The sequence below is a fragment of the Collinsella sp. AM38-1BH genome (genome assembly GCF_003467545.1).
Taxonomy (GTDB): Bacteria; Actinomycetota; Coriobacteriia; order Coriobacteriales; family Coriobacteriaceae; genus Collinsella.
The window spans coordinates 1-22,950 of sequence record NZ_QSHC01000022.1 but is presented as its reverse complement, the minus strand read 5'-3'; the positions used below and the strand labels follow the sequence as shown (position 1 = coordinate 22,950).

Sequence of the window (22,950 nt, the reverse complement as noted above, 5' to 3'; positions counted from 1 at the left end):
TTCGCTACAAGTTCCGCACGCAAAGAAGAGCACTTAATGTGCTCTTCGTCTTGCGCAGGACTGTCCGCAGTAGCGAATAAAGCTAAGCCGTCCGACCCCAGCTAAGATTAAAGGAGCTGATATGTGCGATTGCACAGATCATAAGGACGAGATTCCCGCCTACGACGCGCAGGCCATTGAGTCCCGGTGGATGAAGGCCTGGGAGGACTCCAACCTCTTTGCCGTCGACACCGACGACAGCAAGCCCAAGAAGTATGTGCTCGAGATGTTCCCGTATCCGTCGGGCGACCTGCACATGGGCCACGCGCGCAACTACACCATCGGCGATGCCATGGCCCGTCAGGCCCGCATGCGCGGCTACGACGTGCTGCACCCCATCGGCTTCGATGCCTTTGGTCTGCCCGCCGAGAATGCCGCCATCAAGCACAACACACAGGCTGCCGCCTGGACGTATAAGAACATGGACCAGGCGCTCGCCACGATGAGGCGCATGGGCTTCTCCTACGATCTGGATCGTACCGTTAAGACCTGTAGCCCCGACTACTATCGCTGGGGTCAGTGGATCTTTGAGAAGATGTGGGAAAAAGGCCTGGTCTATCGTAAGAAGAATCCGGTTAACTGGTGCCCCACCTGCAAGACCGTTTTGGCTAACGAGCAGGTAACCGAGGGCAAGTGCTGGCGCTGCGGCACCGAGCCCGAGAAGCGTGATCTCGAGCAGTGGTACTACAAGATCACCGACTACTCCCAGGAACTACTCGATGACCTGGAGAAGCTCCCCGGCTGGCCCGAGCGCGTCAAGCAGATGCAGGCCAACTGGATCGGCCGCTCCGAGGGCGCCGAGGTCGACTTTACCCTGTGCGACGCCGATGGCGAGCCCATCGAGGGCGATGAGGGTAAGATCACCGTCTTCACCACGCGCGCCGACACGCTCTTTGGCGTTTCCTTCTTTGTCCTGTCTCCCGAGTACGCTCGTCTGCGCGAGCTCGTCGAGGGCACTCAGTACGAGGAGGCCGTCACCAAGATCGTCGAGGACTCCAAGCATATCTCTGCCGTCGAACGCGCCCAGGGTACCCTCGAGAAGCACGGCGCCTTTACGGGCCGCTACGTGGTAAACCCCGTCAACGGCGAGAAGATCCCCGTGTGGGTTGCCGACTACGTCGTAGCCGACTACGGCACCGGTGCCGTCATGGCCGTTCCCTGCGGCGACCAGCGCGACTTTGAGTTCGCCCGCAAGTACGACCTGCCGATCGTGCCGATCATCCTGGACGATGAGGATCGCGCTGCCGTCGAGGCCAGCGGCGAGACCATCGATACCTTCCATGCCGAGACCGTCGACTGGGATTGCGCCCACGCTGCCGAGGGCACGCTCGTCCAGTCGGGCAAGTACACCGGCATGCGCGGCGGCAAGCACTCTGAGGGCGAGGCTGCCATCGTGGCCGACCTCGAGGCCATGGGCTGCGGCCGTCGCAAGGTCGAGTTCCGTCTGCGCGACTGGCTCATCAGCCGTCAGCGTTATTGGGGCAACCCCATCCCGGCCATCCACTGCGAGCACTGCGGCATCGTGCCCGTGCCCGAGGACCAGCTGCCGGTGACGCTGCCCGAGAACCTGGACCTGGGTGCCGGCGAGACCCTCGCCGAGTGCAAGGAGTTCTACGAGACCACCTGCCCGGTCTGTGGTCGCCCGGCCAAGCGCGAGACCGATACCATGGACACCTTCACCTGCTCCAGCTGGTATTACCTGCGCTATACCGACCCGCACAACACCGAGCTGCCCTTCTCCCGTGAGGCCGCCGATCGTTGGATGCCCGTCGATAACTACATCGGCGGCATCGAGCACGCCATTTTGCACCTGCTCTACAGTCGCTTCTTTACCAAGGCGCTGCGCGACCTGGGCCTGCTGAGCGTGGACGAACCCTTTACCAACCTGCTGTGCCAGGGCATGGTCAAGGACGAGAACGGCGACACCATGTCCAAGTCCAAGGGCAACGTCGTGCCCCCGAGTTCAGTCATTGAGCCCTACGGTGCCGACACCATGCGTCTGGCGATCCTGTTTATCGCCCCGCCCGAGAAGGACTTCGACTGGGATCCCAAGGCCGTCGAGGGCGCTAACCGCTTCATTAAGCGCGCCTGGCGTATCGTGTGGCAGCTCGTCCAGTCGGGTGACGCCAACGTGGCCTTTGACAAGTCCGCGCTCGACGAGACAGCGATGAAGCTCTACCGCGAGCGCCATCGCACCATCGCCAAGTGCACCGAGGACTTCGACCGCGGCCAGTTCAACACCGCGATCTCGGCCGTCATGGAACTCGTCAATGCCGCGAGCGCCTACCTCAACGCTACTGAGGGCGCTTCCCGTGACAAGGCCCTGTGCTACGGCGTGGCCAAGGATATCGTGAGCGTCCTTGCCCCCATCTGCCCGTTCTGGGCCGATGAGCTGTGGCATGAGGCGCTCGGCTGTGAGGGCAACGCCTACACCGCCGCCTGGCCCGAGTTTGACCTGGCCGAGTCCATCGAGGACACGGTGCAGATCGTCGTACAGGTGCTTGGCAAGGTCCGTGGCCGCATCGACGTCGCCCGCGACGCCTCCAACGAGGAGATGCAGGCTGCCGCCGAGGCCGCCGTTGCCAAGTGGCTTGAGGGCAAGACGGTCGTCAAGGCCATCTGCGTGCCCGGCAAGCTGGTTAACCTGGTGGTCAAGTAAGCGCTGCGCGCATAGCTGACATCAAAAAGCGAGGGGTGATTCCGTAGGGAGTCGCCCCTCTTTTTGGTTAAGGACACTTGCGACATCACCCAATTATCCATTTCTTGTGGAGAACCTGTGCTCACGCTGACCTGCGGGTTTGTGTTGTGGTTGCACGTTTGTGCAGGTATTGGTATAGTTTGCTTGCAAATGAAGTTGTAATTGAAAGAAGTGGGGTTTCGGCCCCGCTTCTTTTTTGTATGGATGGAGGTGCCGCAATGGTCAAGACCAAGACCGAGCAGGCGATCATCGACGCGCTCGAGGCCGTTGCTCCCCAGCACGATGTCGACATTGTCGACGTTGAGCTCGTGGGTGCCACCAAGGCCCCCTGCGTGCGCGTGCGTATCGAGGGTGCCGAGGGCCAGAGCCTGTCGCTCAATGACGTCACGGCCAACACCAAATGGGTCGGCGATGTGATTGAGGAGCTCGACCCCATCTCTTCGAGCTATACGCTCGAGGTGTCGAGCCCGGGTATGGCGCGCCCGCTGCGCCGCCCGCGTGACTTTGCCCGCTTTGTGGGCGAGAACTGCGAGCTCACCTCCACCGCCACCGAGGGCCGTCGCAAGTACGCCGGCAAGATCGCCGCGGCCACCGAGACGAACGTGACCCTCGAGCTCGACGACGGCGAGTCCGTCACCCTCGAATTCTGCGATGTTAAAAAGTGCAAGTTGAAGCCCACCTACGACTTCAAGCCCGCGAAGGAAGGAAAGTAAGATGGCAGCATCCGACATGATGACCGCCCTGATGGAGCTTTGCCAGGAAAGGCACATCGACCAGCTCTACCTGATCGACCGCCTGGAGCAGTCGCTCGCCAAGAGCTATGCCGAGATCCTGCATCTTGAGTGGGGCGCCAAGGTGACCATCGACCGCACCACCGGCAAGATCTACGTCTACCGCCTGGAGCCGATCGACGATTCCATGGACGAGGAAGGCAACTTCACCGAGTTCGAGGAGATCGACGTCACCCCCAAGAACACGAGCCGCATCGCCGCCCAGCACGCCAAGGCCGAGATCAACGCCATCGTGCGCAACTCCGCCCGCGAGCAGATCTACGAGGAGTTCGCCGGCCGTATCGGTGACCTCATTAGCGGTACCGTGCTGCAGTCCACGCCCGACTTCACGATCGTCAAGATCCGCGAGGGCGTCGAGGCCGAGCTTCCGCACTTCGACCAGCGCCGTTACGAGAACGAGCGCAACGAGCGTCCGATGGGCGAGCGCTATCTACACAATCAGCACATCAAGGCCGTGATCATCGACGTTCGCGACCCCAACTCCAACCTGCAGCCGGTTCGTGGCGAGCACAGCCGTCCGCCGATTGTCATCTCCCGTACCCACCCCGAGCTCATGCGTCGTCTGTTTGAGCAGGAGGTGCCCGAGATCTATGAGGGCACCGTCCAGATCAAGTCGATCGCCCGCGAGCCCGGCCAGCGCTCCAAGGTCGCCGTCCACTCGCTCGACGATCGCCTGGATCCCGTTGGCGCCTGCGTCGGCCCCAAGGGCAGCCGTGTTCGCGCCGTCGTGGGCGAGCTCCGTGGCGAGCGCGTCGACGTCATCCTGTGGGATGCCGATCCGGCCGTCTATGTCGCCAACGCCCTGTCGCCTGCTAAGGTCACCCGCGTCCTTATCGACGAGGAGAAGGCCTACGCCGGCGTTATCGTGCCCGACGACCAGCTGTCCCTCGCCATCGGCAAGGAGGGCCAGAACGCCCGCCTCGCCGCGCGCCTGACCGGTTGGCATATCGACATCAAGTCCGAGACCCTTGCCGCCGACATCCTCAAGAACGTTCCCGTTCACGAGGAGCCCGCCGCCGACCTGATCGGTGACGAGGAGGACGAGGACGTCCGTCGCTGCGAGTTCGTGTCCGAGGACGGCATCCAGTGCCGCAACCAGGCTCGTCCCGGCTCCCGTTTCTGCGGCGTCCACGACACCGACGCCTTCGATGATGCGGAGGACCTGATCTAGCGCGCGGTCGCGCCGGGCAGGTCCCAGCGCATACCCCACGCTCGTTCAGTCTCTAGGCACCCAAGGTGCCAGAAAGGGTAGGTGAAGTCATATGGCAAAAGTCCGTGTGTCCACCCTGGCCAAAGAGTTCGGCATGACCTCCAAGGAACTGATGGGTCATCTCGCCGAAATGAAGATTCCCGCTAAGTCCGCTTCCTCCGCCCTGGAGGATGCTTACGTCGCCATGGTCCGCAAGCAGCTCGCCTCGGTGATCGAGGCCCGCGCCCAGGAAGTCGAGGCCGCCAAGCAGGCCGAGGAGCAGGCCGCTGCCGCCGAGGAGGCAGCACGTGCTGCCGAGGCAGAGCGCGAGCGCATCGCCGCCGAGAAGGCACGCGAGGAGGAGCGCCGCCAGTTCGCCGCCGCCCAGGCTGCCGAGGAGGCCGCCCGCGCCGAGGCCGAGGCCAAGAAGAAGGCCGAGCAGGAGCGTCTTGCTCGCGAGAAGGAGGAGGCCGCCCGCGAGGCCCAGCGCCGCGCCGTTCCCGCTTCCGACTCCGGTTCGCGCTTCCGTTCGCTGCTCGACCAGATCGCCGCACAGGAGACCGTGCTCAAGGAGAAGAAGGACGCCGAGCAGAAGGCCAAGGCCGAGCGCGCTGCCGAGCGCGGCAACCGTCGTGGCGGCAACAACGATCGTCGCGGTGGCCGTCGAGGCGACCGCAACGCATCCGAGGGCAACTCCGAGCGCAACGCCTCCGAGAGCCGTCCGCACAGCCATCGCACCAATGCCAGCAACAACGTCGCTGCCGGCATGGACTTCCCCAACCCCGATAAGCAGGGCAAGGGCAAGAAGCGCAAGGGCGGTCACAACAACGAAGAGGACCACTACAGCCGCATGGCTCGCGAGGCCGAGGAGTACAGCCGCGAGAAGGTGCTCGAGGAGGCTCGTGCCGCCGTCGAGGAGGCCTCTCGCGAGTCCACCGGTCGCCGCAAAAAGCGCAAGGAGAAGCGCGAGCGCGAGGCTGCCAAGGCTCAGGAGGAGCGCAAGATAGAGGAGGCGCTGGCCCAGGGCGTGAACCCCGAGGACCTCGACGCCATCAAGGTCTCCCAGGGCGTTACCGTTCAGGAGCTCGCCGAGGCGCTCGACGTTCCGGCCAACGACATCATCAAGCGACTGTTCCTGCTGGGCACACCGCTTACCATGACGCAGTCCATGTCCGACGACCTCGTCGAGCTCGTTGCCGACGACCTGGGCCGTCAGATCAAGATCATCACTCCCGAGGAGGAGAACACCTTCTCGTTCTACGACGATCCCGCCGACCTTAAGCCGCGTGCCCCGGTCGTCACCGTCATGGGCCACGTCGACCACGGCAAGACGAGCCTGCTCGACGCCATCCGTCACACCGGCGTCGCTGCCGGCGAGGCGGGCGGCATTACCCAGGCCATCGGCGCTTCGCAGGTCATGATCAACGACCGCAAGATCACTTTCATCGATACCCCCGGTCACGCCACCTTTACGGCCATGCGTGCCCGCGGCGCCAAGGTGACCGACATCGTCATTCTGATCGTGGCTGCCGACGACGGCGTCATGCCCCAGACCATCGAGTCGATCAACCACGCCAAGGCCGCCGGCGTTCCTATCGTCGTCGCCGTCAACAAGATCGATAAGCCGGGTGCCAACCCCGACCGCGTGCGCCAGGAGCTCACCGAGTACGGCATCATCCCCGAGGAGTGGGGCGGACAGAACATGTTCGTCAATATCTCGGCCAAGCAGAAGATCGGTATCGACGACCTGCTCGAGACCGTCCTGCTCCAGGCCGACGTGCTCGAGCTCAAGGCCAACCCCGATACGTTCGCTTCGGGCAACGTCCTCGAGGCTAAGCTCGACAAGGGCCGCGGCTCGGTTGCCACCGTGCTCGTGACCCGCGGTACCCTGCACGTGGGCGATACGCTGGTCGCCGGCCTTACTTACGGCCGCGTCCGCGCCATGCTCGACCCCAAGGGCAACGCCGTCACCGAGGCCGGTCCCTCCGACGCCGTCGAGATTCTGGGCCTGCAGTCCGTCCCCAACGCCGGCGATGAGTTCCGCGTGTTCGAGGACGAGCGCGAGGCTCGCGCCCTGGCCGACGAGCGTTCGCTCAAGGCCCGCATCGAGGAGCAGAGCCGCGTGAAGCATGTGACGCTCGAGAACCTCTTCGAGACCATCGCCGACGCCGAGGTCAAGGAGCTCAACCTGATCATCAAGGCCGACGTCCAGGGTTCTATCGAGGCCCTTCAGGACTCCCTCGACAAGATGGACCAGTCCGAGGTGCGCATCAACACGATCCACTCCGCCGTTGGTGCCATCAACGAGACCGACGTCGTTCTGGCCGACGCCTCCAACGCCATCATCATCGGCTTTGGCGTCCGTCCCGACGGCAAGGCCCGCTCCGCCGCCGAGCGCGAGGGCGTCGAGATCCGTTGCTACGACGTCATCTACAAGTGCCTCGAGGACCTCGACGCAGCCCGTATCGGCATGCTCAAGCCCACCGAGGTCGAGGTTTCCACGGGTACCGCGACCGTTCTGGACACCTTCAAGGTGCCCAAGGTCGGTATCGCCGCCGGTGTCCGCGTCGAAGAGGGCGAGATCGCCGCGACCGATTCCGTGCGCCTGGTGCGCGACGGCATCGTGGTCTTCAACGGTAAAATCGCCTCGATGCGCCACTACAAGGACGAGGCCAAGAGCCTCAAGAGCGGCTCCGAGGGCGGTATTGGCCTGGAGAACTTCCAGGACATCAAGCCTGGCGACACCATTGAGGGCTACCGCATCGACCAGGTTGCCCGTACCGAGTAGGGGGTAGCGCTATGAAGCAAACGCAGGCAACCCGCCGTTTGGGCGAGCAGCTTCGCGAGAAGCTCGGTTATATCCTGCTCTTTGAGGTTTCCGATCCGCGTCTCGACCTGGTCACCCTGACCGCGGTCGAGGTCGCGGTGGACCGTTCGTTCGCGCGTGTGTATGTGTCGTGCGACGCGAGCCGCTACGACGAAGTCATGGAGGCGCTCGCCAGCGCCAAGGGCCGCATCCGTAGCCTGCTGGCCCGCTCGCTCGATTGGCGCGTCACGCCCGAGCTCGATTTTCGCATCGATCGCTCGACCGATGAGGCCGAGCGCATCACGCGTGCGCTGGAAAACGTTCCCGCCACGCTTGCGATCGAAAAGGACGAGGACGGCTATCCAATTGCGGATGCCGCCCAGGAGGCAGCTTTAGATGAGTAATTCCGCCGACCTCGCATCGTGCGAGTCTGCAGATATTCAGCGACGCATCCTTGAGCTCATCGAGGGTGCGTCCTCCATTGCGATTTCGGGACATACGTCTCCCGATGGCGACGCCCTGGGCTCCGTGCTGGGCCTGGGCCTCTCGCTTAGGAAGTTCTTTCCCAACAAGGACATTGCCCTGCTGCTGGCAGACGATGACCCGGTTCCGCGCATCTACCGCTTTATGGAGGGCGCCGACCGTCTGGTGCCGGCATCTGCGTATACCGGCAATCCGGACCTGTTCATCTCGGTGGACGTGCCGGTCGTCGAGCGTCTGAACAACTCCGCCGAGGTGCTCCGCCGCTCGTCGCATGTGGTGTGCTTCGATCACCACCCGGCGCGCGAGGAATTTGCCGAGCTGAGCCTGAGGTGCGTCGATGCCGCGGCCTGTGCCATGATCATCGACCGCTTTTTGGACAATTGCGGCATTGTGGCTCGCGATGGTGTCGCGACCTGCCTGTTGTGCGGCCTGGTGACCGATACCGGTCGTTTTCAGTATCAAAACGCCGATGCCGCTGCGTTTCACGCCGCCTCGCGCCTGGTCGCGCACGGTGCCGATCCGGCGCGCGTTGCGCTCGAGGTCTACCAGAGCATGCGCGTAGAGTTCTTACATCTCAAGTCCATCGTTATGGGCCGCATCAAGACAGTGGCGCACGGTCGTGTGGCATATAGCTATGCGTACCAGAGTGACCTCGAGGCTTGCGGCGTCACTTCGGACGAGTGCGACGGCCTGGTCGATGTGGTGCGTTCGGTGATGGGTGTGGAGGTCTGCCTGTTCCTGAAGGGCATTGAGGGCGATACCAAGGTGCGCGGTAACCTGCGCTCCAAGGGCGAACTTGATGTTTCCGAGATTGCGGCCAATTTTGGCGGAGGTGGGCACCACGCTGCCGCCGGCTTTACCAACGCCGGAACGATTTCCGAGACGCTCACCGCGGCACTTCCCATGCTGGCCGAGCTGGTAGGGGAGGATCCCGCTTCGGTGACCGTCGAGCTCTAACTTTTTGGATGGTACATGGCTCGTCGTACACCTTCTCAACTTAATATGCTGCTCGCCGTCGATAAGCCGGTGGGCTGCACGTCCCACGACGTGGTTTCGCAATGCCGACGCGCCCTCCATGAGCGGCGCGTCGGTCATGCCGGAACGCTCGACCCCATGGCATCGGGTGTCATGGTGGTGGGCGTGGGGCAGGCCACGCGTCTGCTGGGCATGCTCACGCTCGATACCAAAAGCTACGTCGCCGACATCTCGTTTGGCGTCGAGACCAATACCGATGATGCGGAGGGCGAGGCCGTCCGCACGGTGCCCGTTGCCGACGACTTGCGCGATCCGGCCTATGCCCGCGAGCGTCTGTGTGCCATGTTGGGTCCGCAGATGCAGGTGCCGCCGGCGTTTTCGGCCATTTCGGTCAACGGCGTGCGCGCCTATAAGGCTGCGCGCGAGGGCAATGCCGTGTCGCTGCCCCCGCGTCCGGTCGAGGTATACTCCGCCGATCTGATTGCCGTGAGCGGTGATGCCGACGCTTGCGTTTGGACCGTGGCGTTTTCGGTGAGCAAGGGCACCTATATCCGTGCGCTCGCTCGCGACCTGGGTCGTGCCTGCGACAACGCGGCGCACATTTCCGCGCTGCGCCGTACGGCCTCCGGCGTTGTTTCCATTGGCGCCTGTCATACGGTCGAGGAGCTTTCTGCCGAGTCCGCTGACGGTTTTGCCCTGGATCCCATTGCGGCACTGGGTGCCACGCGCGTCGACTTGCCGGGCGACCTTGCCGACGATCTGCTGTGCGGACGTCGTATTCCTATTGAGCGTGCGCTTGCGGGCTTCGATGCATCGAAGGCGCCGTTTGCGCTGGTGCTCGATGGCGGGCTCAAGGCGCTCGCCCGTATCGAGGGTGGTCGCTTTGTAATGGAGCACGTCTTTCCGCAGGCGATTGGCGGTGTTCGATGATGCTGACCTCCCACGAGCTCGCGCGTATTTTTTTCGCGGGCGAGTCGGATGAGGCCCGCATCGTCGCCGATGCATTTGATGATTGCGCGTGCCTGGGCGCCGCGTCGATCGCCATCGGCGTGTTCGATGGCGTGCATAGGGGGCATCGCGAACTGATCGACGCGGTCGTTCGCGATGCGCGTAACCATGGCTGCAAGGCTGTCGTGGTCACCTTCGATCCCGACCCGGACGTGGTGCTGAGCCCCTCGCCTGCTCAAAAACTGATGACGACGGCCGACCGTCTGCATGCCCTGGCTCTCACCGGGGTCGATGCGGTCGTGGCTGTTCCCTTTACGCCTTCGGTGGCGGCACTCGACCACGCGGGCTTTCTTAAACTGCTGTCGCATGTGGTCGATATCCGCTCGATTCGCGTGGGCAGCGACTTTAGGCTGGGCCGCGGCGGTGCCTCGGGCGTTGCCGAGATGAAAGAATGGGGAGCCGAGCGCGACGTTGACGTCTATGGCCACGAGTTGCTGTGCGTCGATGGACAGACGGTCTGCGCCACCCGTATTCGCCAGGAGCTTCGCCAGGGACATGTTGAGCTTGCCGCCGAGCTGCTCGGCCGCCCGTACATGCTGCGAGGTGTTGTTGCCGGAGGTCGTCACCAGGGCTCCGACATGGGTTTTCCCACGGCAAATATTCAGGTGCCCGAGGGCATCCAGGTTCCTGCCGATGGCGTCTACGAGGGCCTGGTGCTGGTCGACGATACCGTGTGGCCTGCTGCCGTCAATGTGGGCCTGCCGCCGACGTATGCCGACGATGCCGCCTCGGCTCATCTCGAGGCCAACTTGATCGGGTATACAGGCGACCTGTACGGCGCCTCGGTGTCGCTGGCTTTTACGCGCTGGCTGCGCCCGTCGCGCGTGTTCGATTCGCTGGACGAGCTTATCGCGACCGTCGAGGGTAATATTGACGATATCCGTCATCATTTGGGTGATCAGGGGGTGAGCATCTGTGATTAGCGATGAGGAAAAAGACCAGGTACGCGCTGCGTCCGATCTGGTTGCCATCGTGCAGGAAACGGTTGAGCTCAAGCCCCGCGGCCATGAGTTTTGGGGTTGCTGCCCCTTCCATGGCGAAAAGACCCCTTCGTTTCACATTATCCCTGCCACGCAGGTGTGGCACTGCTTTGGCTGTGGCGAGGGCGGCGACGTCTTCACCTACATCATGAAGCGCGAGAACCTGAGCTTTCCCGAGTCGATTCGCTACCTGGCCGACCGTGCCGGCATTGAGCTGCACGATACCGGCGCTTATCGCGAGCGCGGCACCAAGCGCGCCCGCATCTACGACCTATGTGCGGAAACCGCCCAGTTCTATCACACCATGCTTATGCGCGGTAAGGACAGCCGTCCGCGCGAGTACTTCGCCAGTCGCGGTATGGGCGGCGATGTCTGCCGCCGCTACTGCCTGGGCTTTGCACCGGGTCGCAATGCGCTGGTGTCGCATCTGTCGCAGGCGGGCTTTACCCCGCAGGAGATGATCGACGCCAATGTGGCCGTGAGCCGTGGTCGCGGGCAGCTTGCCGACCGTTTTTACGACCGCGTGATGTTTCCCATTTTTGACGAGCAGGGTCATAACATCGCCTTTGGCGGGCGCATTATGGGCGACGGCCAGCCTAAGTACCTCAACACCGCCGAGACGAGCGTGTTCCATAAAAAGCGAAACCTCTATGGCTTTAACTGGGCCAAGGAGTTTATCGTCGCGCAGGATACCGCCATCGTGGTGGAGGGATATACCGACTGTATCGCCTGCTGGGAGGCGGGGATTAAAAACGTCGTCGCCACGCTGGGCACGGCGCTGACGGAACATCACGTCAAGACGCTCACCCGCTTTGCCAAGCGCATTGTATATATGTTCGATGGCGACGCCGCCGGTCAAAAGGCCGCACGCCGCGCGATTCAGTTTATCGAGCAGGATTCGATGGACCTGCGCTGCGTGGTGCTTCCCGACGGCAACGACCCCATGGAGTTCATCACCGCGCATGGTGGCGAGGCTCTGCAGGCGCGCATCGATGCCGCCGAACCCCTCATGGACTTTGTGTACCGCTCACTGCAGGAGTCGAGCGACATTACCACGCCGGGCGGTCGTGCCAAGGCGCTCGAGGATGCACTGACGCTCATCTATCCGCTGCGCGATAGCTACATGATCGATACGTACTTTATCCAGATTGCCGACCTGCTGGGTTTGGATCTGGAGACGGTGCGCTCGAGCTCGGGCCGTGTGTTTCGCGATGTTGCCAAGCGCGAGGACGCCGAGCGTCGTCGCGAGCAGAACTACGAGCGCCAGCGGGCGCAGGCCGAGCGTGCAGGCAGCGCGGGCGGTCGGGCGTCTGGTTCGCAGGGGGCGCCTCGCGGCGCTTGGGCGTCGGGGGCGACGCCGCCGGTGTCCGCACCGGTCGAGGAAGAACCGTACGACTATGTGCCGCTCGAGGCCTACGGGGCCGCGCCGGTCGAGGCTGTCGACGATATGCCGCCGATTGATGTGCCGGTTGGTATGGATGGCGCGGCACCGGTCGCCGATATAATGGGCGCACCCGCGTCGCCGACGATGCCGATCGTGCTGACCGACCTAGAGCGAAAGTCTTTGGCGGGGGAGCGCGAGCTGCTGACGATGCTCACGAGCTACCCCGACCTGTTCCGCACGTATGCCGATCGCATCTGCTCGATCGAGTGGGTGGATCCGCGTCACGAGTCCATCGCGTGGGCCGTGCTCGCGACGCCGCCGGGCACCGACCCCACGGCGTGCATGGATGCGGCGCGCGCCGTGTGTCCCGAGGCAGCGTCGCTTGTTAGTGCCGGGCGCATTTCGTCGACGAGTAAGCACCCCACCGAGACGAACATCGTGTTTATGCTCGACACCCTCGAGCTCTACACCATCAAGCGCCGCATGCGCGCCGCACAGGCCAAGCTTCGCCAGGACCGGTCGCTCGACGATGAGGCACGCCGTGTGCTGACGATGCAGGCGATGCAAGATTCTCAGCGCCAGCGTGAGCTCCAAAAGTCGATCGGCGGCGTGGCGGATCCGTTCCGTTTGATCGGTTTGGAGACTGCGGGCGCCGAGCAGGCCTAGATGTTGTGGTCAACCAGCGTATTTGCGCCTATATCCAGTCTGAATTTTGGGTATAGACGTGTAGGTGTGTGCTAAAGTAATGAGTCCTGTGGACTATGAAGGGAGAATCTGTGCCAAATAAGAGTGAGAGCACGGGTACTGGGCTGGAATCCTACGTTGCAAAGCTCATGGGCAGCGGCTCAAACAGGACTTCGGTAACCGAGGACGAGATTCAGGTCGCCCTGAAGGATATCGATGTATCTGACGAGCAACTCAACGCGGTGTATTCCGCGCTGCGCAACAGCGGCATCCAGATTATCTCCGCGAGCGGAAACGACGACGCTCCCATGGGCGTCGAAGATGACGATAACGATAGCGATACCGATGATTTCGATGACGACGAGCACGATTCCGGTTCACTCGACGATCACGAGCTTAAGATGGCCCGTCAGGCCGACGCCGAGATGGGTTCTTCCAAGAGCAAGAAGAAGCGCACCGTGCGTACGTCCCGTTCGCGCTCGCGCGTGCGCGGCATCGATGCCTCCACGGTGATGCTGACCGGCGACCCGGTTCGTATGTACCTTAAGGAGATCGGTAAGGTCGACCTGCTGACCGCCTCCGAAGAGGTCGATCTGGCCATGAAGATCGAGGCCGGTCTCGATGCCACCGAGAAGCTCGAGGCCGCCGAGGCGGGCGAGATCGAGCTTACCCGCGCCGAGATGCGTCGCCTGACCCGTATCGAGAACGTGGGTCTCGAGGCCAAGCAGGCGCTCATCAGCGCCAACCTGCGTCTGGTCGTCTCCATCGCCAAGCGCTACGTCGGTCGCGGCATGCTGTTCTTGGACCTGATCCAGGAGGGCAACCTCGGTCTGATCCGCGCCGTCGAGAAGTTCGACTACCAGAAGGGCTTTAAGTTCTCCACGTACGCCACGTGGTGGATCCGTCAGGCCATCACGCGCGCTATCGCCGACCAGGCCCGTACCATCCGTATTCCCGTGCACATGGTCGAGACCATCAACAAACTCGTTCGCGTGCAGCGCCAGCTTCTCCAGGACCTGGGTCGCGATCCGACCCCCGAGGAGATCGGTGCCGAGATGGACATGAGTGCCGACCGCGTCCGCGAGATCCAGAAGATTTCGCAGGAGCCCGTGTCGCTCGAGACCCCTATCGGCGAGGAAGAGGATTCCCAGCTGGGCGACTTCATCGAGGACTCCCAGGCTATCGTTCCGCCCGATGCCGCCAGCTTCTCCATGCTGCAGGAGCAGCTCACCCAGGTGCTCGACTCGCTTGCCGATCGTGAGCGCAAGGTTATCGAGCTGCGCTTTGGCCTTGTTGACGGACATCCCCGTACGCTCGAGGAAGTCGGCCGCGAGTTTGGCGTCACGCGTGAGCGCATCCGCCAGATCGAGTCCAAGACTCTGGCCAAGCTTCGCCACCCGAGCCGTAGCAGTAAGCTGAAGGACTATATCGAGAGCTAGTCAAGCAAGAGGCGCCCTCAAGCACATCCGCTTGGGGGCGCTTTCATGTAGACATTGGGGACGTTCTTGAATGACTGGTCGTTTAAGAACGTCCCCAATGACTGGGTCGGAAAAATTCTCAAAAAAGCTCTTGCCCTAAGCTGATTCGTCCGTATAATAAACTTCGTTGCTTGAGAGCACGCACCTATTCCTCGGTAGCTCAATGGTAGAGCACGCGGCTGTTAACCGCGCTGTTGTAGGTTCGAGTCCTACCCGGGGAGCCAGAATTTTCCAGCCCTTTCCGTTGGGCTTTTTAATTCCTCGGTAGCTCAATGGTAGAGCACGCGGCTGTTAACCGCGCTGTTGTAGGTTCGAGTCCTACCCGGGGAGCCAGGTTGTAAAACCCGTCGCTTATGTGGCGGGTTTTTTCATGCCGCGATCGCCTGGCGCGAACGTTACCGTATCAACATTTCGTGTCGAGGATGTAATCCCGTGACCCGCCACCTCAACATGGCGCGGTCGTTGTAGAATATTGCAATGATTGCTCCCACGACATGGTGCCGCGAGCACCAGATAAGGAGATTCTTGTGTCTGAGACCATTAACGGCAGCCTGAGCGTCTCGAACGACGTTATTGCCGATATTGCCGGTTATGCCGCGATGACGTGCTATGGCGTCGTCGGCATGGCTGAGCAGCTCCAGGGCGCCGAGAGCGTGCGCCTGCTTGCCGGTCAGCGCCTCCGCAAGGGCGTGCTTGTCTCCGCCGACGAGAACGGCCTTACGGTCGATCTTCACGTCGTGCTCGAGAACGGCGTCAACATGAAGTCCGTCTGCCACAATCTTTCGAGCTCCGTTGCCTTCACCCTGCAGGAGATCGCCCAGATCGATCCCGCCAGCCTTAAGATCGGCATCCACATCGACGCGCTCAAGAGCCGTCTGAACTAGCATCCGAAAACGGAGATTCAAATACCCATGATTGCAAAGACCATTCGCACCTGTTTTCCGATCGCTGCGGCTGCCGTTTCCGACAAGGCCGAGGAGATCAACAAGCTCAACGTCTTCCCCGTGCCCGACGGCGACACCGGTACCAACATGTCGCTCACGCTCGCCTCGGTGACCAAGGAGCTTTCCGCCCTTCCCGCCGATGCCGATATGGAGGCCATCGCCGGCGCCATCACCCACGGCTCCCTGATGGGCGCTCGCGGCAACTCCGGCGTCATCACCTCGCAGATTCTGCGCGGCGTGGCCGAGGGTCTCGTCTCCGCCGATGAGCCTATCACGTCCGCCAACATCGCCTTCGCCTTCCGCCGCGCCGTCAAGGTCGCCTTCCAGGCTGTCCGTAAGCCCATCGAGGGCACGATTCTCACGGTCCTGCGAGATGTTTCGACCAAGGCCGACGAGTGCGAAAAGAAGAAGTTCTCGGCCGAGGACGCGCTCGATGCCATCGTCGTCGAGGCCTACCAGTCCGTCGCCCGCACGCCCGACCTGCTGCCCGTTCTGAAGGAGAACGGCGTGGTCGACTCCGGCGCCTTTGGCTTTGCCATCTTCCTGGAGAACTTTGTTGCCGCCGCGCTTGGCCGCAGCACCGTTGTCGAGGATTTCTCCGCCACGTTTGATTCAGCCGGCTCTGCCCGCGACGCGGCCCTTGGTCGCGTTGAGATTGAGGCCAACGACGACTGGGAGGGCTCGGAGTTCCGCTACTGCAATGAGTTCCTCTTTAAGGCCGACGCCCCGTTTGACGAGGACGAGTGCCTTAAGTTCCTGGGCTCCATGGGCGACTGCGAGCTGCTCGTGGGTGCCTACCCCGACTACAAGATTCACGTGCACTCCAACACGCCTAACCTGGTGCTCGAGCACATGCTGCAGCTTGGTCAGATCTACGAGGTCTTTATCCACAACATGGAGATGGAGGCCCACGACCGTACCGCCAAGATTCATGAGGACCAGGAAAAGGCCGCTGAGCCTGCCAAGGCGTTGGGCTTTGTCGCCGTTGCCGCCGGTTCGGGCGAGGCCGACATCCTCAAGTCCCTCGGCGTTGACGTGATTGTCTCCGGTGGCCAGACCATGAACCCCTCGACTGCCGACCTGCTGGGCGCCGTCGACCAGGTCAACGCGACCTCGGTCATCATCCTGCCCAATAACGGCAACATCCGCATGGCTGCCGAGGCTGCCGCTTCTGCTTGCACCGACAAGAAGGTCTCCGTCGTTCCCACCAAGACCGTCCCGCAGGCGTTCTCTGCGCTGTTCGCAGTCCTGCCCGATTCCGAGCTCGAGGACGCCGTCGCCGCCATGGTCGACGCCATCAGCGAGGTTCGGGATGGCGAGGTCACCCGTGCCGTGCGCGATTCCAGCGCCTCTGACGGCTCTCCAATTCACTCCGGTGACGTCATGGGTATCATTGCCGGCTCCATCGACGTGGTCGGCTCCGATGTGAAACAGGTCACGCTCGACTGCATCAACCGCATGCAGGAGGAAGAGGAGGGCGACGCGCTGACGATTCTGGCCGGCGAGGAGCTGTCCGATGAGGCCTTCCAGGAGATCGTCGACGCCATCGAGGAGGCTCAGCCCGACCTGGAGATTGACGCCCATCGTGGTGAGCAGCCGCTCTATCCCGTGATCTTCTCGATCGAGTAGGCATCTACCCATGTCCGAGCCGTGCTCCGTGCCGCGCGTCTCGGAGCGCTTTGCCCAGAGCAATGCGCTCGACGAGGATATCGCGCGACTCAAATATGTTTCGGGTAAACGTGAGGAGGCCCTTCGCCGTCTGGGAATTCGGACGGTGGGGGACCTCCTCCTCCATATCCCTCACCGATATCTCGACTTTACGCGCTCCTGGTCCATCGAGATGGCGCCCATCGGTACCGTGTGCACGATTGTCGCCACGGTCGATCGTATCGTTCAAAAGCAGCCCCGCCCGCGTATGCAGGTGACCGAGGTCTCGCTGGTGGACGAGACGGGCGTGCTGCAGGTCGCCTTTTTCCGTCAGCCCTGGATTGCCCAGCAGTTTAAGCAGGGCGACCGCCTGGCCGTGATGGGTAAGGTCGAGTTTGCCTACGGCTTTAAGCAGATGGCCTCGCCGCATTTCGAAAAGCTCGAGGATGGGCGTGCCGCGGGCACCATACTGCCGGTCCATTATGTGAGCGATGGCGTGAGCCAGGCGTGGATGCGCCGCATCGTAAGCGGCGCGCTCGAGGTTGTCGGCAATCCCTTCGACCCGATTCCCGCACGCTTACGCGTCAAGCGCCACCTGATGAGCAATGCTCGTGCGCTGCGCTCAATTCACTTTCCATCGAGCATGGCCGAGCGCGATATCGCGCGCGCACGGCTTGCCTACGAGGAGTGCCTCTACCTTCAGCTGGCGCTGCGTCTGCGCAACGACGGTGGCATGGTCGAGGTCGTTCCCTACGCCCACACCGCGGGCGAGCATCTGGCCGCGCTTAAGCAGGCCCTCCCGTTTTCGCTGAGCGACGAGCAGGAGGCCGCGTTCCAAGACATCCTGCACGACATGTGCGATGGCGGGCGCGTGATGAACCGCCTGCTGCTGGGCGACGTCGGAACCGGCAAGACCGCCGTCGCCGCCTGCGCGCTGGCCGTTGCGGCCGATAGCGGCACCCAGTCCTGCGTTATGGCGCCAACGGGTGTGCTAGCGCGCCAATATGCCGATAAGACCGGCCCCTTGCTCTCGCAGGCCGGCATGTCCTGGGCGCTCCTGACGGGTGCCACGCCGGCGGCAGAGCGTGAGCAGATCCATGTGCAGCTGGAATCGGGCGAGCTCGACGTCCTCTTTGGAACCCACGCGGTCCTTTCGGATAACGTGGCGTTTAAGCATCTGTCGCTTGTCGTTATCGACGAGCAGCACCGCTTTGGTGTGGGCCAGCGCAATGCCCTGCGTGCCAAGGGCCCGGGTGCCGACCTGCTCGTTATGACGGCGACGCCGATTCCGCGCACGCTGGCGCTCTCGGTCTACGGCGACCTTGACACGAGCATCATCCGCCATCGGCCTGTTCCGGGGGCGGGCGTTACGACGCGTGTGCTCACCGAGTCGAGCCGCGACCTGGCCTACGGCGCCATTCGCGAGGCGCATGAAAAGGGCCAGCAGGCTTACGTGATCTGCCCGCTTGTGGAGCCGAGCGACTCGGCCGATGAGCTTGAGGATGTCCCCGGTATCGCCCGCGACGATGAGGGCCGCGTGACCGTCCCCGTGCCGCTGCACGATACGGCAACCGAGCTCGACCGGCTGCGCCTGGCGTTGCCGGGACTTACTATCGAGCGCCTTCATGGCCGCATGCCGGCGGGGGAGAAGGACCGCGTGATCGATGCCTTCAAGCGCGGTGAGATCGACGTGCTCGTTTCGACCACGGTGGTCGAGGTGGGCGTCGACGTGCCCAACGCCACCGTCATGGTCATCGAGAACGGTGAGCGCTTTGGCTTGGCGGCCCTGCACCAGTTGCGCGGCCGTGTGGGCCGCGGCAGCGTGTCGGGCACCTGCCTGGTCATGACGCACTCCAAGGGCAACGGCGGCGCGTCGGCGGCACAAGACCGCCTCCAGTCGCTCGAAAAGACCTCAGACGGCTTTACGCTCGCCCAGATGGACCTGCGTTTGCGCCATGAGGGCGAAATCCTGGGCTACCGTCAGCATGGCGGCGTGACCCTGCGCTTTGTGGACCTGGACGCCGACGAGGATCTTATCGAATGGGCCCATTTGGACGCGGTCGAGCTCTTGCGGTATGCTTGCAACCTTGACTCTGTGGCGACGCGTCCCTTGCGCGAGGCGGTCGCCATGCGTTATCGACATATCTTTAAGGAGGTCAGCGGAGGATGAGAATCATCGGCGGCGAATGGCGCGGTCGTAAGATCGAGGAGCCCCGTGGTCGCGATGTCACCCGCCCCACGACTGATCGCGTGCGCGAGGCGTGCGCATCTATGGTCATGTCGGCATTCGATTTCGATTTGGACGAGGTTCGTGTGCTGGACGCCTTTGGCGGCTCCGGTGCCTTAGGGTTAGAGATGCTCTCTCGTGGGGCCCGCTCGCTCACGACGTTTGAGATCGATCGCAACGCCGCGCGGCTCATTACCAAGAATATCGAGTCGCTCTGCCGTGACCGTGCGCGTTGGCGTGTGGTCACGGGCGACATGCTGGCAAGTGCCTCGCGCGGTCGTGTACCGGGCGGCCCCTTTGATTTGGTCCTGCTCGACCCGCCCTATGCTTTTGGTGCCGAGCCGGTCGAGGAAATGCTGCAGAACCTGGCTCAGCAGGGTCTGCTTGCGCCTGGCGCTTATGCCCTGTTTGAGCATGCCTCCGCCGATGCGGGCGCGCATCCGGCAGGCTTTGAGACTGTACGTGAGAAGCGCTACGGCATTACCTCGGTCGACCTGCTTCGTTGGGTCGGCGATGACGACGGTGAGGACGATAGTGCCGTCACCGATGCCGATAACAACGATGCCACGACGTTTCAGGAGGACGCCCATGAATGACACCATCAACCGCGTGATCGTCCCGGGCACCTTCGATCCCATCACGTTTGGCCATATCGATGTGATCCGCCGCGCCCGCCGCATCTTTCCCAGTGTGATCGTCGCTGTTGCAGAGTCGCAGGGTAAAAACGGTGTGGGCACCACGTTTATGCTCGATGAGCGCGTGGCGCTGGCCCGCGAGGCGCTCGGTGATATCGACGGCGTCGAAGTCCTGCCCTTTACCGGCCTCTTGGTCGACTTCGCTCGTGAGCAGGGGGCGGGGGCCGTGGTCAAGGGCCTGCGCGCCATGACCGACTTTGAGTATGAGCTGCAGCAGGCCGACCTCAATTATCGCTTGGATAGCGAGCTGGAGTCCATCTTTGTCATGAGTGCTCCGCAGTACGGTTACATCTCGAGCTCGGTCGTTCGCCAGATCGCCTCGCTCGGCAGCGATGTATCGACGTTTGTGCCGCCCAACGTGGTCGAAGCGCTCAGACATCGCTTTTCGTGACGTTTTTTATTGCCTGGTGGCATGTGGTAAACTAGCACGATGATATGTTACCTATGAAAGGAGACCGGATGCCGGGCGAGAATTTTCCTGGCGATAGGATCGTCAGCTTGGTCGATGAGCTCGAAGGGCTGATCGAGGAAGCCAAGCCGCCTTTCGGCAAGAACGCTCAGTTCAAGGTCATCGACGCCGACGTGTTCTTCAATATCCTCGACGAGATCCGCATGAGCTATCCCGAGGAGTGGCAGAAGTCCCGCCGTATCCTTAAGGAGCGCGAGGAGCTTATGGCTTCCGCCGCCGCTCAGGCCGATTCCATCATCGCCGACGCTCAGCAGCAGGCCCTCACCATTGCCGGTGAGCAGGAGATCGTCCGCCTTGCGCAGCAGCAGGCCGACGACATCCGCGATCGTGCCCAGCAGTACGAGCGCGAGACGCGTTATGCTGCCGAGGACTACGCGGAGCAGGTCTTTACGCACCTGGAGGAGAACCTCAAGAGCCTGACTGGCACCGTTACCCGTTGCCGTCAGCAGCTCAACGAGGGTGCCGCCCAACAGAATGGTCAGTGGTAATGGCTGAGTTCCCGAGCGTTACCGTCGATCTTTCCGAGCAGCTCGAGTTTCCTGGAGATTCGTATCCGCTGACCGGTAAGGTCGATGTCGCCACCTACACGGTGGGCGAGAAGGAGTACCAGCTTCAGGACGGCATCGACTACGACGTTGTCTTTACCAATGCCGGTACCGGTGTCTTGCTCACGGGCATGGTCCGCGCGCACGCCACCGGCGAGTGCGACCGTTGCCTGGAGCCCGCCTCGTTTGATATCGCCGGCGAGATCGAGGAGTTCTACCTCTTTGAGGAGCCCGAGGATCCCGAGGCCTACGAGGACGGCTACGAGCTCCTGTGTGAGGACCGCATCGTCGATCTGGGTGAGCCCATCAACGACGCGGTCGTCATGGACACGCCGTTTGTGGTGCTCTGCAAGCCCGATTGCCGCGGTCTGTGCCCCACATGCGGTTGCAATCTCAACGTCGAGCAATGCGATTGCGCCGCCCAGGCAGAGGCAGAATGGGCCGCTGCCACGGAAAATCCATTTGCAGCATTGAAGAATCTCAAGCTTGATGAGTAAAACTGTGGTAGTATCGCTACTTGCGCGTAATCGCCACACTGGATAGTTCATAAGGAAGGTCACTATGCCCGTACCTAAACAAAAGCAGGGTCGTATCCGCACTCACACCCGCCGTTCCGCCAACATGAAGATCTCGGCTGCGGCTCAGTCCACGTGCCCCCGTTGCGGCGCTGTCAAGCTTCCGCACCACGTGTGCCCCAGCTGCGGTTTCTACAAGGACCGCGAGGTTATCGTTACCGAGTAACGGTATACTCTGGATGCGATGCCGTTCCAAATGGAACCACAATGGCCGGCTCAATGAGTCGGCCATTTTTGTATAAGGAGCATGTATATGAGTAACGTTCGCGTTTGTGTAGACGTTGTGGGCGGAGACGAGAAACCTCAGGTTGTTCTCGATGGTATCGAGGCTGCACTTGCCGCCGATCCCGATATCGAGGTCTTGGCAGCTGGCCCCGCCGAAATCGTCAATCCCTTTGCCGCTTCCCATGCACGTGTTGAGGCCCTTGAAGCACCTGACGTTATCGCCATGGATGACGATCCCATTCGCGCCGTGATGACCAAGCGTAAGTCGTCGATCGTGCTTTCTTGCCGCGCCATTAAGAAGGGCAACGCGGATGCGTTCTTCTCCGCCGGCTCGACCGGTGCCATGACCGCCGCTGCCACCGCCTACGTGACGCCGTTTAGGTATCAGGCCGAAGGCAAGAAGCAGCCGGTGCGCCCCTGTCTGACCAATGCGCTGCCCAATCGCGCCGGCGGTCTGACGGTGCTGTGCGATATGGGCGCCAACCCCGATGTCGAGGTCGATGACATGGTGCGTTTTGCTCAGATGGGTAGCGCCTATGCTCGCGTCGTCCTGGGCATCGAGCATCCCCGCGTGGGCCTGCTTGCCAACGGCACCGAGGACGAGAAGGGCTCCAACTTTACCAAGGCCTGCTTCCCGGCCATGAAAGCCGCCGTTCCCGGCTTTGTTGGTAACTGCGAGGGCACTGACCTCACCTCAGGCAACTTCGATGTCGTCGTTGCCGATGGTATGTCGGGCAATATCGCTCTCAAAGCTACCGAGGGCGCTGCCAAGTTTTTGCTGCAGGAGCTCAAGGGCGCCTTTATGGCCTCGCTCGGCACCAAGATCGCCGCACTGCTCATTAAAAAGCAGATGCGCGAGATAAAGGCCAAGCTCTCTGGCGACGCCAAGGGCGGCGCGATTCTTTTGGGCCTGCGCGGCGTGGTCCTGATCGGCCATGGCGCTACCTCGGTCGAGGCTGTTAAAAACGGTACGCTCGCGGCGGCCGAAGCCGTTCGCGCCGGGCTGGTCGAGAATGTCGCCAACTCTATGGACGGTATCGTTTTATAAGGGTTGATTTCCGATCTCAACCGAACACATTGAGCTGACGGCACGCTCCCGCAGTTAACC

Annotated in this window: 19 protein-coding genes and 2 tRNA genes; all 21 read left to right on the top strand. The window is 62.4% G+C overall.

From position 1 onward, the window contains the following. Positions 1 to 121 precede the first annotated feature (121 nt). The 21 genes from leuS to plsX all read left to right on the top strand — a co-directional run bounded on the left by leuS (position 122) and on the right by plsX (position 22,890). Positions 122 to 2,698 (top strand): leucine--tRNA ligase, encoded by a 2,577-nt coding sequence (gene leuS, locus DW870_RS08830; protein WP_117877521.1) that lies wholly within the window; start codon positions 122 to 124, stop codon positions 2,696 to 2,698. A gap of 257 nt (positions 2,699 to 2,955) precedes the next feature. Further along, positions 2,956 to 3,450 (top strand): ribosome maturation factor RimP, encoded by a 495-nt coding sequence (rimP, locus tag DW870_RS08825; protein ID WP_117877519.1) that lies wholly within the window; start codon positions 2,956 to 2,958, stop codon positions 3,448 to 3,450. A 1-nt stretch (position 3,451) separates the two neighbouring features. After that, positions 3,452 to 4,699 carry a transcription termination factor NusA gene (nusA, locus tag DW870_RS08820; RefSeq protein WP_117758165.1) on the top strand — a complete coding sequence of 416 codons (1,248 nt, stop codon included), beginning with the start codon at positions 3,452 to 3,454 and terminating at the stop codon, positions 4,697 to 4,699. Between the two features lie 91 nt (positions 4,700 to 4,790). Beyond that, positions 4,791 to 7,505, top strand: coding sequence for a translation initiation factor IF-2 (gene infB, locus DW870_RS08815; protein WP_117877517.1), 2,715 nt, complete (start codon positions 4,791 to 4,793; stop codon positions 7,503 to 7,505). An 11-nt stretch (positions 7,506 to 7,516) separates the two neighbouring features. Further along, positions 7,517 to 7,927 carry a 30S ribosome-binding factor RbfA gene (gene rbfA / locus DW870_RS08810; protein ID WP_117647311.1) on the top strand — a complete coding sequence of 137 codons (411 nt, stop codon included), beginning with the start codon at positions 7,517 to 7,519 and terminating at the stop codon, positions 7,925 to 7,927. Next, positions 7,920 to 8,963, top strand: a complete 1,044-nt coding sequence (locus DW870_RS08805; RefSeq protein WP_117877515.1) for a bifunctional oligoribonuclease/PAP phosphatase NrnA — start codon at positions 7,920 to 7,922, stop codon at positions 8,961 to 8,963. The genes rbfA and DW870_RS08805 overlap by 8 nt, the downstream gene beginning before the upstream one ends. A gap of 15 nt (positions 8,964 to 8,978) precedes the next feature. Next, on the top strand, positions 8,979 to 9,911 hold the full coding sequence (gene truB / locus DW870_RS08800) for a tRNA pseudouridine(55) synthase TruB (protein WP_117769588.1): 933 nt from the start codon (positions 8,979 to 8,981) through the stop codon (positions 9,909 to 9,911). Continuing rightward, positions 9,908 to 10,912 (top strand): riboflavin biosynthesis protein RibF, encoded by a 1,005-nt coding sequence (ribF, locus tag DW870_RS08795; protein WP_117847642.1) that lies wholly within the window; start codon positions 9,908 to 9,910, stop codon positions 10,910 to 10,912. The genes truB and ribF overlap by 4 nt, the downstream gene beginning before the upstream one ends. Then, positions 10,905 to 13,019, top strand: a complete 2,115-nt coding sequence (gene dnaG, locus DW870_RS08790; protein ID WP_117847644.1) for a DNA primase — start codon at positions 10,905 to 10,907, stop codon at positions 13,017 to 13,019. The genes ribF and dnaG overlap by 8 nt, the downstream gene beginning before the upstream one ends. 110 nt (positions 13,020 to 13,129) lie before the next feature. Next, on the top strand, positions 13,130 to 14,476 hold the full coding sequence (gene rpoD / locus DW870_RS08785) for an RNA polymerase sigma factor RpoD (RefSeq protein WP_117847646.1): 1,347 nt from the start codon (positions 13,130 to 13,132) through the stop codon (positions 14,474 to 14,476). Positions 14,477 to 14,664: 188 nt separating this feature from the next. Continuing rightward, positions 14,665 to 14,739, top strand: a tRNA-Asn gene (locus DW870_RS08780). Positions 14,740 to 14,773: 34 nt separating this feature from the next. Continuing rightward, positions 14,774 to 14,848 (top strand) — tRNA-Asn (locus tag DW870_RS08775). Between the two features lie 161 nt (positions 14,849 to 15,009). Continuing rightward, a complete protein-coding gene (locus DW870_RS08770; RefSeq protein WP_187361832.1) occupies positions 15,010 to 15,399 on the top strand; it encodes an Asp23/Gls24 family envelope stress response protein in 390 nt (129 codons plus the stop codon). Positions 15,400 to 15,426: 27 nt separating this feature from the next. Continuing rightward, positions 15,427 to 17,088: a DAK2 domain-containing protein gene (locus DW870_RS08765; RefSeq protein ID WP_117847648.1), complete on the top strand. Its 1,662-nt coding sequence runs from the start codon at positions 15,427 to 15,429 to the stop codon at positions 17,086 to 17,088. A 10-nt stretch (positions 17,089 to 17,098) separates the two neighbouring features. After that, complete coding sequence (gene recG / locus DW870_RS08760; protein WP_117877513.1) at positions 17,099 to 19,276, top strand: ATP-dependent DNA helicase RecG; 2,178 nt, start codon at positions 17,099 to 17,101, stop codon at positions 19,274 to 19,276. Beyond that, positions 19,273 to 19,929 (top strand): 16S rRNA (guanine(966)-N(2))-methyltransferase RsmD, encoded by a 657-nt coding sequence (rsmD, locus tag DW870_RS08755; RefSeq protein ID WP_117847652.1) that lies wholly within the window; start codon positions 19,273 to 19,275, stop codon positions 19,927 to 19,929. The genes recG and rsmD overlap by 4 nt, the downstream gene beginning before the upstream one ends. After that, a complete protein-coding gene (gene coaD, locus DW870_RS08750) occupies positions 19,922 to 20,419 on the top strand; it encodes a pantetheine-phosphate adenylyltransferase (RefSeq protein WP_117847654.1) in 498 nt (165 codons plus the stop codon). The genes rsmD and coaD overlap by 8 nt, the downstream gene beginning before the upstream one ends. Before the next feature lie 68 nt (positions 20,420 to 20,487). Next, complete coding sequence (locus tag DW870_RS08745; protein ID WP_040358176.1) at positions 20,488 to 20,985, top strand: ATPase; 498 nt, start codon at positions 20,488 to 20,490, stop codon at positions 20,983 to 20,985. Then, positions 20,985 to 21,539: a DUF177 domain-containing protein gene (locus DW870_RS08740; RefSeq protein ID WP_117847656.1), complete on the top strand. Its 555-nt coding sequence runs from the start codon at positions 20,985 to 20,987 to the stop codon at positions 21,537 to 21,539. The genes DW870_RS08745 and DW870_RS08740 overlap by 1 nt, the downstream gene beginning before the upstream one ends. Positions 21,540 to 21,603: 64 nt before the next feature. Further along, positions 21,604 to 21,783 carry a 50S ribosomal protein L32 gene (rpmF, locus tag DW870_RS08735; RefSeq protein ID WP_022094017.1) on the top strand — a complete coding sequence of 60 codons (180 nt, stop codon included), beginning with the start codon at positions 21,604 to 21,606 and terminating at the stop codon, positions 21,781 to 21,783. Positions 21,784 to 21,870: 87 nt separating this feature from the next. Beyond that, positions 21,871 to 22,890, top strand: coding sequence for a phosphate acyltransferase PlsX (gene plsX / locus DW870_RS08730; RefSeq protein WP_117847658.1), 1,020 nt, complete (start codon positions 21,871 to 21,873; stop codon positions 22,888 to 22,890). Positions 22,891 to 22,950: the final 60 nt, after the last annotated feature.